Genomic DNA, 13,494 nt, shown 5'->3' on the forward strand with positions numbered 1-13,494 from the left:
TCGCACGGATTGGTTAACGATCCGTTTCTTCATCTGGCTAAAAATATCCCGGAGCGCGAGGCAGAGCCTCGCTCCCCAGGCCTCCGCCATCTTGCCGCTGCGTTCATTCTGCGCGATAGGTTGCCAATGGCTCTGGAGGATTGCGCATGAAAATCGCCACATTCAACATCAACGGTATCAAAGCACGGATTGAGGCTCTGCCCCGTTGGCTGGATGACGCGCAGCCCGACATCGTGTTGCTGCAAGAGATCAAGTCGGTGGATGAGAACTTTCCCAAGGAACTTTTCGAAGACCGGGGCTACAATGTCGAAACCCACGGGCAGAAAAGCTTTAACGGCGTAGCGATCCTTTCAAAATTCCCGCTTGAGGATGTATCACGAGGGCTACCGGGCGACGATGACGACGAACAAGCGCGGTGGATTGAGGCGACGGTCGTCGGAAAGCACTCGTTGCGGATTTGCGGTTTGTATCTGCCTAACGGCAATCCGGCTCCGGGACCGAAATATGACTATAAGCTTGCCTGGATGGAGCGCCTTTTTCAGCGCGCGCAGGAGCTGATTGCTGGTGAAGAGCCGGCACTGGTGGCCGGGGATTACAACATCATTCCTCAGGCCGAAGACGCCGCACGTCCCGAGGCATGGCGGGAGGATGCTCTGTTTCGGCCTGAAAGCCGGGCGGCATTTCGTAAAATCCTGAACCTCGGCTTTACCGAGGCGTTCCGGGCGCGCACACAGGGGCCTGGGCACTATTCCTTTTGGGATTATCAGGCCGGGGCATGGAACAGGAATGACGGCATCCGCATCGACCATTTCCTGTTGACCCCGCAGGCGGCAGATCTGATGCGCGATTGCCGGATTGATTCCGAGATACGCGGGCACGAAAAGCCTTCAGATCACGTTCCGGTTTGGGTGGAACTCGATCTTTAATTCCTTATTCGGTCGGGTCGTAGTTGTAGATCCAGTCGTATTTGCGTGCCAATTTCCCACCGATAACGGACAAGGCCAGTTGCGCGCCCAGACGCATCAGTCCGCGCAAGTGGAAATTGCGGGCATTGGCACCAGCGGTGGCCACGACGTTGCGGGCTCTGGGGCGGCGGGTAGTCTCGTAGACCGAAAGCGCCTGGGTCACTCCTGATTGCTCAGAAAATGCACGCGCCAAGATCCAGGCGTCCTCCAACGCAAGACATGCCCCCTGCGCCATGAAAGGTAGTGTGGGGTGGGCAGCGTCCCCCAGCAAAGCAAGCCGACCGTTCTGCCAACTTTGCGCCACCGGCCGCAGGTAAAGGGCCCAAAGGTGGGTTTGCGCAACCTCGGTCAGCACCTCCCGCACTGGGCCGCCGAAATCCTGAAAGCGCGCCCTAAGATCGTCAGGATCACCTTCCCTGCGCCAACTTTCATCTGTCCAGTCCGAGCGTTCCTCGATTGCTACCACATTCATCATTTGCTGGTCACGTAGAGGGTACAAGACCACATGGCGACCCGGGCCCATTGTCAGTGACGCACATGGCGCTCGGTCGCGTTGAGCCCATGGTATCGTTGCACGCCAGGCGATTTGGCGGGTGAATTGCGGCTGTTCCTCTCCGTTCAGGATCGGACGCAGAATGCTGCGTCCTCCGTCTGCAGCGATGGCGCATTCGGTGCGCAATCGCTCACCGCTTTGTAAAACCACTTCGACTTCGCCAGGATGTTTGATCACCTGCGACACTTGAGCACCCAACCGAATATCGACCCCCGCGTTTCGCGCGGCCTTCGCCAACAGATCCAATAGATCGGCGCGATGGTAGTAGTAGGTCGGGCCGGCCGTCGGGGGCGGAATACGGCTGATGACGCGGCCTCGGCGGTAGTCGCGAAGAATCGTTCCGTTTGAGCGTTGTCCTACACGCGGCTCTGTGTGCTCAACACCCAGCGCACGCAGCACAGCCATGCCATTAGCGCTGATCTGAAGGCCCGCGCCCACTTCGGTCAGGGCTGGTGCTTGTTCCAGCACCGTCACCTGCGCGCCCTTCAAGCGCAGGGCCAGAGCAGCCGCCAAACCACCAATACCGCCGCCGATTACGGCAAAACTCAAACCGTCGTTATTCATGCGCAAGGCTTAACGCAAAAACGCCGAGGCGACAGGCCCCGGCGTCAAAGATTTCCGAATTTCGCAGCGATCAATCGTCGCGGTGGACCTTCTCGCGGCGTTCGTGACGCTCTTGCGCCTCAAGCGTCATGGTCGCGATCGGGCGCGCATCCAGACGCCGCAGCGAGATCGGATCACCCGTCATTTCGCAATAGCCGTACTCGCCCTCATCAATCCGGCGCAGAGCCGAGTCGATCTTGGCCACCAGCTTGCGCTGACGGTCGCGGGTGCGCAGTTCCAGCGCGCGATCGGTTTCCTCGCTCGCGCGGTCTGCGACGTCCGGAATGTTACGAGTGTTGTCTTGCAGACCTTCGATCGTGTCGCGGCTGCCTGCCAAAAGTTCAGTCTTCCAGTCCAGCAGCTTACGACGAAAATACTCAAGCTGCTTGTCGTTCATAAATGGTTCGTCTTCGGCTGGACGATAATCTTCGGGCAGAAATACTTCCTGCTTCATTTTTGCTCCCTCGGTGTGGCCTGCAACGCCGAGTGCTCTCTCTTCACCAGACATGAGGCATTCCCTTCTGCGGAGCGTTTATCTGACGGCGCGGGGATTGTCACTATGCAAACGACGCGCCTGTGTTGTGTAATCCTAAAGCGTCTAAATATGAGACAACTAATGACAAAACCTTGTTTTTCTGTGAAAAAGTGCGGGCGATTTCTGGGCAAACTTTATATTGCCTCAGGGTGTGTTAGCGCACGAATCAAGCAAAGCCCTTGGAGTTGCTGGTCAATTCCGCATCGGGCGACGCAGCGACGTGGGTTGTAAAAATCTTCGCCCCTCTGTAACCCCAAAGGCACAACCTGCGCGACCTATCATGAGGCCCCAATGACCGCACGCTTTCAAGGCACAGCCGAATATGTTGCCACCGATGATCTGACCATCGCCGTCAACGCCGCGGTCACTTTGGAACGGCCTTTGCTGGTCAAGGGCGAGCCGGGCACCGGTAAGACCGAACTGGCCAAGCAGGTAGCTGGTGCGCTGGGTCTGAAGATGATCGAGTGGAACGTAAAGTCCACCACCCGCGCCCAACAGGGCCTGTATGAATATGACGCCGTCAGCCGTCTGCGCGACAGCCAGCTGGGCGATGAACGCGTGCATGACGTGTCGAACTATATCCGCAAGGGCAAGCTGTGGCAGGCGTTCGACGCCGACGAAAAGGTCGTGCTGCTGATTGATGAGATCGACAAGGCCGATATCGAATTTCCCAACGACCTGCTGCAGGAACTCGATAAGATGGAGTTCCATGTCTACGAGACTGGTGAGACAATCAAAGCCAAGAACCGGCCTATTGTGATCATCACCTCGAATAACGAAAAGGAACTGCCCGACGCCTTCCTGCGCCGGTGTTTCTTTCACTATATCCGCTTCCCAGATGAGACCACGATGCGCCGCATCGTCGAGGTCCATCACCCTGGGATCAAGGATGCCCTGCTGACCACCGCGCTGACACAGTTCTATGAAATCCGTGAGACGCAGGGGCTGAAGAAAAAGCCCTCGACCTCGGAAGTGCTGGACTGGCTCAAGCTGCTGCTGGCCGAGGATCTGACCGCCGAGGATCTGAAACGCGACGGGGCGAATGCGCTGCCCAAGTTACATGGCGCGCTGCTGAAAAATGAGCAGGATGTTCATCTGTTCGAACGTCTGGCCTTTATGGCGCGTAGCAAACGCTGAACATCCAGTGATCAGCCTTGCCTTACGGCAAGCGGGCTGTCAGCATTGGCACATGATCGCCCGACTGTCGGGCATCCGAGCAGATGGGGCAATCTGAGTGTCTGACACCCTTACGATCCGTGCCTTGCGGCCCGATGACCGGGCCGAATGGGCTGAGATGTGGCGCGATTATCTGGCGTTCTACGAAACATCCGTACCCGACAGCACCTATGACAGCACATTCGCGCGGCTTTTAGGGGATGATCCGCATGATTTCTCGTGCTTTGTTGCCGAAAGCTCCGATGGTTTGGTCGGCCTGACGCACTACCTGTTTCACCGCCATGCGTGGAAAGAGGAAAGTGTCTGCTACCTTCAGGATCTGTTCGCCCGTCCCGAGGCGCGCGGAACCGGCGTTGGACGCGCGCTAATTCAAGCCGTGTATGAAGAGGCTGACCGACAAGGCGCGCCATCGGTCTATTGGCTGACGCAAGAATTCAACCATACCGCTCGCAAATTGTATGATCGGATCGGCAAACAGACACCTTTCATTCGGTATCAACGCGCATGATCCGCTGGGCTGCTCTTGTGTTCGGTTTGGCATTGGCTGGATGTACGGCTGTTTCCGTCCCAGAACCACCCAGCCGGGTGAAGCCCACAGTTGAAGGGCTGCCGCCCCCAAAGGCCTTTGTAACCCCGCGCCCTACCCCGCCCGGTCGGGCAAATGCCGATATGGCGCGCGATTTCGTATCACTTCACTTTGCGCTGGAAAGCGGCACGCCCCTACCGGTCTTTACTCGCTTCGAGGGGCCCGTAACGGTGCGCCTGACCGGCCAGGTTACTCCGTCGATGCAGCAGGACTTGACCCGGTTGCTCAACCGTCTGCGCCGCGAAGCCCGGATCGACATCAAGCAAATCCCCGAAGGTCAGGCAAATATCACCATCGAGGCCGTCACTCAGGACCAAATTCAGGATATCCTGCCGCAAGCCGCCTGTTTCGTCGTCCCGAACGCCTCCAGTTTCGAGGAATACAGCCGGGATCGGCGCAAGAAGAAAAGCAGTTGGGTCCGGCTGCAAGACCGGCAGCGACTGGGGATTTTCATCCCCTACGATGCCAGCCCGCAGGAAAAGCGCGATTGCCTGCACGAAGAGATTGCACAGGCTCTGGGGCCGCTGAACGACCTGTATCACCTGCCGGATTCAGTCTTTAACGATGACAACATACATACCGTTCTGACCGGGTTCGATATGCTGATGCTGCGCGCCACCTACTCGCCTGACTTGCGCAGCGGCATGAGCCGTGAACAAGTCGAAGCCGTTATCCCCGGCATTCTACGCCGTCTGAACCCAAACGGCGAAGTCCAGCCCGTAGGTCCCCCTTCAGAAACCCCGCGTGAATGGATCAGGGCGGTGCAAAAATCGCTGAACCCCAACCGCAACGTGCAGGCCCGGCTACGCTCTGCCCAGCGCGCCGCGCAGATCGGACAGGAACAGGGCTGGACCGACCACCGCCGCGCCTATCCGCACTACCTGATGGGGCGCATGGGGCAATTTGACAACCCGCAAGCCGCTTTGCGCGAATATGATATCGCGCTGCAATTTCTGCGCACGTCACCGAGTACTGAGGTGCATCAGGCCTACATTACCACGCAGCTTGGCGCCTATGCGCTGGCGCAAGGCAGCGGTCCCGACTTCCTGCCCGAATTGGACAAAGCCATCGACGTGATGACCCGCGCCGAGAATGCCTCGCAACTTGCGACGCTGCTGCTGCTGAAATCCGAGGCGCTGAATCAGGCCGGACGCCCGGTCGAGGCACGTTCCGTCAGGCTGGACAGTCTGGGATGGGCACGCTACGGCTTTGGCTCGGAAACGGTGGTCCGGTCGTTGATGCAAGAGGTTGCAGAAGCGCCGTCCAATAACAGAGGCGGTTAACGCATGGTCGTAGTTCTGGGAATGGCGATACTGGGGGCAATCCTCGGGGCACTGACGGCACGCAGACGTAATGGCAGCGGCGCGGATATGGCGCAATACGCTGCGGGCTACGGCATCGCCTTTTCGTTGGTGGGTCTCGTCCTGTCCCTCATTCTCGTCCGACTGATCGCGTAGCCATGTTCCTGCCCTTCTTCGAAAACCTCCGCAAAGCCCGTATTCCCGTCTCACTACGCGAATATCTGACCTTTCTGGAAGGCATGAAAAAGGGCCTAGCCACCTATGATGTCGAGGCATTCTACTACCTCGCCCGCGTTTCGATGGTGAAGGACGAGCGCAATATCGACAAGTTCGATCAGGCCTTTGCTGCAAGTTTCAAGGGCTTGGAAGAGATCAGCTTTGATCAGGTGATCGAGGCCGTGGACATCCCCGCCGAGTGGCTGGCCAAGATGGCCGAAAAGCACCTGTCCGAGGACGAAAAGGCCGAGATCGAGGCCATGGGCGGGTTCGAAAAACTGATGGAGACGCTGCAAGAGCGTCTCAAGGATCAGGAAAGCCGCCATCAGGGCGGCAACAAATGGATCGGCACTGCCGGGACCTCTCCGTTCGGGGCGTATGGCTATAACCCCGAGGGCGTGCGCATCGGCCAGAAGGAAAGCCGCCATCAGCGCGCGGTCAAGGTCTGGGACAAGCGCGAATTCAAGAATCTGGACGACACGGTCGAACTGGGTACCCGCAACATCAAAGTCGCCCTGAAACGCCTGCGCCGTTGGGCACGCGAGGGCGCGGCGGATGAGCTGGACCTTGACGGCACCATCCGCGCCACCGCCGAACACGGTTATCTGGACGTCAAAACCCGGCCCGAACGTCACAACGCGGTCAAAGTGCTGCTGTTTCTGGACGTGGGCGGCTCAATGGACCCGCATATCAAGGTGGTCGAAGAGCTGTTCTCGGCCGCGCGGACCGAGTTCAAGCATCTGGAATATTACTACTTCCACAACTGCTTGTACGAAGGCGTCTGGCGCGACAACGCCCGCCGCTGGGATCAGCAGACCCCCACCCATGAGGTGCTGCGCACCTACGGCCCCGATTACAAATGTATTTTCGTAGGCGATGCCTCCATGAGCCCCTATGAAATCGCCTACCCCGGCGGGGCGAATGAGCACTGGAACCAAGAGGCAGGTCAGGTCTGGCTGCAACGCGCACGAGACCAGTGGAATTCAAACCTGTGGATCAACCCAGTGCCCGAGAAATACTGGGAATACACTCATTCCGTTAACATGATCCGCGAGATTTTCGAGGACCGCATGGTGCCGATGACCTTGGCTGGGCTGGAACAGGGCATGCGCGAGCTAACGCGATAAAGGTTCGCTCGGTAACGCCGGGGCCCATGCCGTATGCGCGGAAACGGCGGCAAAAAACAGAACGCTGCCTGTCAGAACAAAAACATGCCAGATCGTGTTGTGAAAAGGCAGCCAGTCCAACAGGTAAAAGGCAATCCCGGTCGTGTAGACAATGCCGCCTGCGACCATCAGCCAGATAACGGGATGGGACAGGTCCGCTAGCAGAGATTGCCCCGCCCAGACGACGGCCCACCCCATTAAAACGTAGAGCCCCAACCCAAACCATCGAAAGCGATGCGGGTCAATCATCTTCAGGGCCGACCCAAGCGTTGCCGAAGACCACAAACCAATCAACAAACCCGGCGACTGTACGCCCGAAATCAATATGAATGGCGTATAGGTTCCAGCAATTTTCACATAGATTCCGGAATGGTCCAACCGCTGCAATACATGCCCCCACCTGTCCGATTGCACCATGTTGTAAGCTGCCGAAAGCGACAGCATCAGAATAAGCGTGACCCCATAAACTGAAACGCCCAGTATCGCGGCGGGCTCGGTGCGGTACTGAACCGTCAAGAAAATGAGCGTAGGAACCGCGATGCTGGCGGCGCTGACGCCCAGAATATGCACAAACCCGTCGCTGATACGCTCGGCGCGGCTGTAAGATGGGCGGATTTCTGCAAAAGACCACATGATAACAAGGGTATGGCGCAACTCCTCGCGCGGCAAGCAAAGGCTCAGTCGTTTCAGGCGACCTCACCCTAGATTGATGTCACGCGAGCTAGGGCATCGTGATCGTTTCAGCCCCGATTTTTTGTTGCCCTCGGCCCGATCGCCCCCCATATCTGAGGTATGCTGCGATTAACTCCGATCTTGCTGGCGATTGCTTATGCCGTTGTCATGTACCGGATTTCCGTCTGGCGCACCCATCGCGAGTTGGATGCGAAATCTACAGAGTTGGCGGATCCCGCTCTAAAACGCATGACTGACCGATTGGCCGCCGCGCTCGAGATCGAACGTGTGCCGGTTTATATCTATGAGATCGACCCTGTGAATGGGCTGGCCGCACCGGATGGACGGATTTTCATCACACGCGGGTTCTATCGCAAGTTCCGCAATGGAGACGTCTCGGCCGAGGAGATGGCCAGCGTGATCGCGCATGAGCTGGGCCATGTGGCCTTGGGTCATGCGCGGCGGCGGATGATTGATTTTTCCGGTCAGAATGCACTGCGGACGGCGTTGATGATGGTGTTGAACCGGTTCATTCCGTTTGTTGGCGCATGGCTCGCTAATATGCTCGCGCATCTGCTGGCCTCGCGCTTGTCACGTGGCGATGAATATGAGGCGGATGAATACGCCGCCGCGTTGTTGACCAAGGCAGGAATTGGGATCGGGCCGCAGAAATCTCTGTTTCACAAGCTTGAGGAACTGACCGAGCAACGCGCAGGTGTCACGCCCGCCTGGTTGATGAGCCATCCCAAGACAGATGAACGAATTGCGGCGCTGGAGGCGTTGGAGCAGCGTTGGGGTGCGGGTGGATAGGTTTCGGCTGTGAGGGGCCAGCCCCTCACACTCCCCGGGATATTTTTAGCCAGATGAAGGGCGGATCGGGATTAGGTCGTGAGGGCTTTGCCCAAACGCGGGAGACGAGCTTTTTTCATCAGCGCGCGCAGGGTCCATTGGTCACCTGAGAGGTGGTTGGCTTGCGTGAGGACTCGGTGGGCGGTATCCGAGAGGCCTTGCGGGTCGGCTTTCCAGAAGCCATGCAGCAGCGTGTCTGGGTCTTGGCGGATCAGGCCCTCATCCGACAGGATGTTTCGGGGGAAGTCCTTGGCATTCATGGTGATGATCGCATCTGACGACGAGGTTATGGCGGTGGCCAGAACGTGGACATCGGCGGCATCGGGTAGCCAGAGGCGCTGTTCCACGCCCGGTTGCGCCGCGCGTTCCGCCTTGGGCCAGTGCGATTGTGTCAGGGCGATTTCGGCGCGGGCCTGTACCTCGCCCGTGGGGCCCAGTTTGCGGGCGGCACGGGCCCATTCTTCGAGGATGCGCGCCGACCAGATGGGTTCGAAATGACCCAGTTTTGCCACGCCCAGTAGCATCTCTCGCATCACCGTGGGGTAGATGACGCATGTATCCAGAACCGCCCTCACAGCCGGTAGAACACGGCTTTGAGGTAGCCGCTTTCCGCCAGTTGCGGCAGTTGCGGGTGGTCGGAGCCGGCAAAGCCCGTGTGGATCAGTTGCGCTTGCCGCTCTGCTCGACCGATCCCGCGGGATGAGGCGTCGCGGAAACGACCCAGATCAGCGGCATGCGAGCACGAACACAGGCCCAGATAGCCGCCCGGTTTGACCAGCGGCGCGGCCAGACGCGCGATGCGCTCATAGGCGCGCAGCCCCGCGTCCAGCGCCTGTTTCGAGGGCGCAAAGGCGGGCGGGTCGCAGATCACCACATCGAATTGCGCGGCCTCTTCACCCAATTGGGTCAGAACGTCGAAGGCATCGCCTTGGCGGGTTTGGAACCGGTCGGCACAGCCAGACGCCTGCGCGCCCTGAGTGGCCAGGTCCAGTGCGGCGGCTGAACCATCGACGGACAGCGCTTGCCCCGCTCCGCCTGCCAGCATCGCCAGACCGAACCCGCCCACATGGCTGAACACATCCAGCACCTGCGCGCCGGGTTGAACCAGACGCGCCGCGAAGGCGTGGTTGGGGCGCTGATCATAGAACAGCCCGGTTTTCTGGCCGCCGGTCAGGTCGGCCATATAGGTCGCGCCATTCATAGGCACTGGCAGTGGCGCATCGGGGGCCGTGCCGCGCAGGGTGAGGTTCACATCGTCTAGCCCTTCAAGCCCGCGTGTCCGGCCCGAGGCGTTTTTCAGCACCGTGGTCACGCCGGTCACGGCGACCAGCGCGTCGGTCAGAGTGTCCAGATGCGCTTCGGCCCACGCCGCGTTGGGTTGGATGACGCAGGCGTCACCAAAGCGGTCAATGATCACACCGGGAAAGCCATCGGCTTCAGCGTGGATCAGACGGTAATAGGGCGCGTCGAACAGGCGCTCGCGCATGTCTAGCGCGCGGCGCAGGCGGGTTTCGAACCACGTGGCGTTTAAATCAGCATCCAGATCGCGGTCCAACACGCGGCACATGATCTTGGACTCGGGGTTTATTGCAACCAACGCGATGGGCGCGCGTTTTTCATCCTCTAACACGGCCAAAGCCCCTGCCGGGATTTTGCGGGTGCGGCGGTCGGTGACGATATCATTGGCATAGACCCAGGGGAACCCGTGGCGCAGGCCGCGCGCATTGGCTTTGGGTTTCAGGCGGATACGGGGTCGGTCGGCGGTTTGGGTCATGCCGCCTCTCTTAGTGGCTCCGGCGCGCGGGGAAAAGCCCTAGCGGTTGCGGGATTTCCAGCCGCCCCGGCGTTTGGGTTTTTGTGCTGCCTGCAGCCCCTCGGCCAGCACCTGCGTCATCGGGTGATCCGCCTGCGCCGCGTAGATCGAGTGCAGATCGGTCAGCGCCTGCGTCTGATCCCGATCCACAGGCAGGCTGAGTGCCCAGTCCAGAAAGATGCTACGGCACTCGGGCAAGGTGATGCCCTCCATATTATATGCCTCGCGGATCAGGCCCTTGTGGTCATTGGGGTCGTCACTGCGCGCCATGAGTATCCTCCGAAATAACGCGGCCGATGATCCCGGCGGCGGTGTCGTAACTGTCCTGCAGCGCGGCCTGAAGCTGGTCGACCTGTTCAAACCCGGTGGCCCGGCACAGGAAAGCGGTGCCACCTTCGCCGATCTTGTCGGCCTCGATCACCTTGCCCGACAGCAGCCGGGCCGCGCATTGCACCGACCAGCATAGATCATAGCAATCCTTCAGCGTTTGCGCCTGCGCGACATCCAGCAGCCCGGCAGCGACCGCGCCATCCAGCCCCGTATGAACATCCCGCTGAGGCAGACCGGACAACAACGCGCCCGTCTCTGCCATCAGTTCGATATCCATCATCCGACCCGAGCCGTTCTTGGCATCCCAGATACCGGCCGGAGACTTGGCGGCAGCGAGCCGCGTGCGCATCTCGGCCACCTCGCGCAGCACCTTCGCAGTATCGCGGGGACGGGTCAGGAATTCGGCGCGGAAGGCTTCGATATCCTGCGCCAGATCAGCGGCCCCGGCCACAACACGGGCGCGGGTCAGGGCCAAGTGTTCCCAGACCCATGCTTCATTCTGCTGGTAGTTAGTGAAACTGGCCCAACTGGTTGCCACCGGCCCCTGATTGCCCGAAGGGCGTAGACGCATGTCGACCTCATAGAGCCGCCCCTGCGACATGGGCGCAGACAAGGCCGTGATTAGCGCCTGCGTGAACCGCGCGTAGTAGGTACGTGTCGCCAGCGGGCGCGGACCGTCGGACATGTCCTGATCCAGCGGGTCATAGATCACGATCATGTCCAAATCGGATTGCGAATTGATCCGCCCGGCCCCGATCGAGCCCATTCCGAGCACCGCCGCCCCGCGTCCCGGCGCCGGCCCGTGTTTGCGGGCGAATTGCCCGGCCACATGCGGCAAAAGCGCGGCAATCACGGCACTAGCCAGATCGGCATAGTGCTGCCCGGCCTGCGCCCCGTCGATCAGCCCGCGCAGGTGGTGAACACCAATGCGGAAATGCCATTCCTTGCACCAGCGTCGGGCGAAATCTAGCTGCGTCTCGTAATCCGACTCTTGCGCAAGCGCCTGCTCCAGATCGGCCTGCAAGGCCGCCTGCCCCGGCCAGTCGTCAAAGAAGCTGCCGCCAATCACCGCGTCAAAAACCGAGGCATTGCTCGAAAGGTGCGTGGCCAGCGCGTGAGATGTCCCCACGATATCGACCAATAAATCGATCAGATGTGGGTTGGCCTCGAACAGCGAAAACAGTTGCACGCCTGCAGGCAAGCCCGACAGGAACCCGTCGAGTGCCAGAAGCGCCTCATCCGGTTTCGCGGTCTTGGCGAGGCGCGACAGCAGTTCTGGTTTCAGTCGCTCGAATATACGCGCGCCCCGTTGCGAGCGCAGCGCCGGATAGGTCGGCCAGCGCGCCATGACGCCTTCGTCAAAGGCGACCTCGGGGGTCGGCGCGGGGGCCGCAGCTCCGGGGGCGAAGAACCCTTCGGTCAGTTCATGCACCTGGGTCAGGCGGCGGGTCAGGTCGGAGGACAGATCTTCGCTGCTGATCCCCATTAGGCAGGCGACGCGTTCGATTCCTTCGTCGGATTGCGGCACCTTATGGGTCTGGGCGTCGTGGATCATCTGGATGCGATGCTCGACCTCGCGATGAGCGCGGTAATGGTTGGTCAGTTTGTCGGCGACCTCCTGCGGGACCCAGCTTTTTTCGGACAACGCGGCCAGCCCCGGCACCGTGCCGCGGACGCGCAGGTCTGGGTCACGCCCTCCTGCGATCAACTGGCGGGTCTGGGTAAAGAATTCGATCTCGCGGATGCCACCCTGCCCCAGTTTCATATCATGGCCCGGAATGGTCAGAGCGCCCCCGGTGCCCTTGTTCTCGCGGATGCGCAAGCGCATGTCGTGGGCGTCCTGAATCGCGGCAAAATCCAGATGCCGCCGCCAGACAAAGGGGCGCAACGTATCCAGAAATCGCTGCCCTGCTGCGATGTCCCCTGCACAGGGGCGCGCTTTGATATAGGCGGCACGCTCCCAAGTGCGGCCCAGACTTTCGTAATACCGCTCGGCGGCCTCGGCGGCCATACATACGGGCGTCACCCCCGGATCAGGGCGCAGGCGCAGATCAGTGCGGAACACATAGCCATCGGCGGTTTTGTCGCTGAGCGTGGCGCAGAAGTTCCGCGTGGCACGCACCATGCCATGCCGGGCCTCATAGAAATCATCCGGGTCAAACCGGGTCTCATCGAACAGCACGATCAGGTCGATATCCGAGCTGTAGTTCAGCTCATGCGCGCCCATCTTGCCCATGGCCAGAATGATCATCCCGGCGGCGGTCTCAACGTCGTCCTCGACCATACCGGGCAGTTTACCGCGCCGGATCAGCGCCGCGATCTCGGCCTTGGCGGCCACATCAGCCGCCAGCGCGCCGAAATCCGTCAGCGCAGCGGTGACTTTTTCTAGCGGCCATGCCCCTGCTACATCGGCCAGCGCGGTCAGCAGCGCCATCCGCCGCTTGCCTTGCCGTAAACCGGGCTTCAGTTGATCCGGTGGCAGTGCGCGCGCGGCGGACATTACCTCGGCCAAGGCTTGATCGGGATTGTGCAACGCCTGCGCCAGCCAGTCTTTTTCCCGATCAATCAACCCTTTGAGGTACGGGCTTGAGCCTGCAACGCCCGCAATCAATTCGCCCTGCTGCGGCGTAGCATCGGGGACCGTTGCGCGCGCCTCATCGCCCAAAGCCGGATCAAACGGGCGCGGCATTCGGTGAATTGTCAGAGCGTCGGTCATGCGGCCTCCTGCA

At 60.2% G+C, this 13,494-nt stretch carries 14 protein-coding genes; 7 read left to right on the plus strand and 7 right to left on the minus strand.

Annotated elements, in window-relative coordinates; all coding sequences use genetic code 11:
* Positions 1-146 precede the first annotated feature (146 nt).
* A complete protein-coding gene (gene xth / locus ACR0L1_RS04455) occupies positions 147-926 on the plus strand; it encodes an exodeoxyribonuclease III (RefSeq protein WP_480857375.1) in 780 nt (259 codons plus the stop codon).
* 4 nt (positions 927-930) lie between these two features.
* Here xth and ACR0L1_RS04460 read toward each other — a convergent pair whose 3' ends face one another.
* Together ACR0L1_RS04460 and dksA are read right to left on the minus strand one after the other, a co-directional pair.
* Positions 931-2,082: an FAD-dependent monooxygenase gene (locus ACR0L1_RS04460; protein ID WP_480857376.1), complete on the minus strand. Its 1,152-nt coding sequence runs from the start codon at positions 2,080-2,082 to the stop codon at positions 931-933.
* 70 nt (positions 2,083-2,152) lie between these two features.
* Positions 2,153-2,575: an RNA polymerase-binding protein DksA gene (dksA, locus tag ACR0L1_RS04465; RefSeq protein ID WP_170774521.1), complete on the minus strand. Its 423-nt coding sequence runs from the start codon at positions 2,573-2,575 to the stop codon at positions 2,153-2,155.
* 372 nt (positions 2,576-2,947) lie between these two features.
* Here dksA and ACR0L1_RS04470 point away from each other — a divergent pair, with 372 nt between their 5' ends.
* From ACR0L1_RS04470 to ACR0L1_RS04490, 5 genes are all read left to right on the plus strand, one after another.
* A complete protein-coding gene (locus ACR0L1_RS04470) occupies positions 2,948-3,793 on the plus strand; it encodes an AAA family ATPase (RefSeq protein ID WP_170788747.1) in 846 nt (281 codons plus the stop codon).
* 97 nt (positions 3,794-3,890) lie between these two features.
* Positions 3,891-4,340 (plus strand): N-acetyltransferase family protein, encoded by a 450-nt coding sequence (locus ACR0L1_RS04475; RefSeq protein WP_480857378.1) that lies wholly within the window; start codon positions 3,891-3,893, stop codon positions 4,338-4,340.
* Positions 4,337-5,701: a DUF2927 domain-containing protein gene (locus ACR0L1_RS04480; protein ID WP_480857380.1), complete on the plus strand. Its 1,365-nt coding sequence runs from the start codon at positions 4,337-4,339 to the stop codon at positions 5,699-5,701. Before ACR0L1_RS04475 ends, ACR0L1_RS04480 begins: the two co-directional genes overlap by 4 nt.
* 3 nt (positions 5,702-5,704) lie before the next feature.
* Entirely contained in the window at positions 5,705-5,875 is a 171-nt protein-coding gene (locus tag ACR0L1_RS04485) for a hypothetical protein (RefSeq protein WP_170788750.1), read from the plus strand.
* Positions 5,876-5,877: 2 nt separating this feature from the next.
* Positions 5,878-7,062: a vWA domain-containing protein gene (locus tag ACR0L1_RS04490; RefSeq protein ID WP_170788751.1), complete on the plus strand. Its 1,185-nt coding sequence runs from the start codon at positions 5,878-5,880 to the stop codon at positions 7,060-7,062.
* Here ACR0L1_RS04490 and trhA read toward each other — a convergent pair.
* A complete protein-coding gene (gene trhA, locus ACR0L1_RS04495; RefSeq protein ID WP_170782981.1) occupies positions 7,051-7,734 on the minus strand; it encodes a PAQR family membrane homeostasis protein TrhA in 684 nt (227 codons plus the stop codon). The genes ACR0L1_RS04490 and trhA overlap by 12 nt on opposite strands.
* A gap of 159 nt (positions 7,735-7,893) precedes the next feature.
* Here trhA and ACR0L1_RS04500 point away from each other — a divergent pair, with 159 nt between their 5' ends.
* Positions 7,894-8,583: a M48 family metallopeptidase gene (locus ACR0L1_RS04500; RefSeq protein ID WP_170782571.1), complete on the plus strand. Its 690-nt coding sequence runs from the start codon at positions 7,894-7,896 to the stop codon at positions 8,581-8,583.
* Between the two features lie 71 nt (positions 8,584-8,654).
* On the opposite strand, the gene ACR0L1_RS04505 is transcribed toward ACR0L1_RS04500, so the two are convergent.
* From ACR0L1_RS04505 to ACR0L1_RS04520, 4 genes are read right to left on the minus strand one after another with little or no spacing between them, the layout of a single operon-like run.
* Positions 8,655-9,197, minus strand: a complete 543-nt coding sequence (locus tag ACR0L1_RS04505) for an RSP_2648 family PIN domain-containing protein (RefSeq protein WP_480857383.1) — start codon at positions 9,195-9,197, stop codon at positions 8,655-8,657.
* Positions 9,194-10,396, minus strand: a complete 1,203-nt coding sequence (locus ACR0L1_RS04510; protein ID WP_480857385.1) for an RSP_2647 family RNA methyltransferase — start codon at positions 10,394-10,396, stop codon at positions 9,194-9,196. The genes ACR0L1_RS04505 and ACR0L1_RS04510 overlap by 4 nt, the downstream gene beginning before the upstream one ends.
* 39 nt (positions 10,397-10,435) lie before the next feature.
* Positions 10,436-10,705 carry a hypothetical protein gene (locus ACR0L1_RS04515; protein WP_480502522.1) on the minus strand — a complete coding sequence of 90 codons (270 nt, stop codon included), beginning with the start codon at positions 10,703-10,705 and terminating at the stop codon, positions 10,436-10,438.
* Complete coding sequence (locus ACR0L1_RS04520) at positions 10,692-13,481, minus strand: [protein-PII] uridylyltransferase family protein (RefSeq protein ID WP_480857387.1); 2,790 nt, start codon at positions 13,479-13,481, stop codon at positions 10,692-10,694. The genes ACR0L1_RS04515 and ACR0L1_RS04520 overlap by 14 nt, the downstream gene beginning before the upstream one ends.
* Positions 13,482-13,494: the final 13 nt, after the last annotated feature.

The sequence above is a fragment of the Ruegeria sp. J8 genome (genome assembly GCF_056531925.1).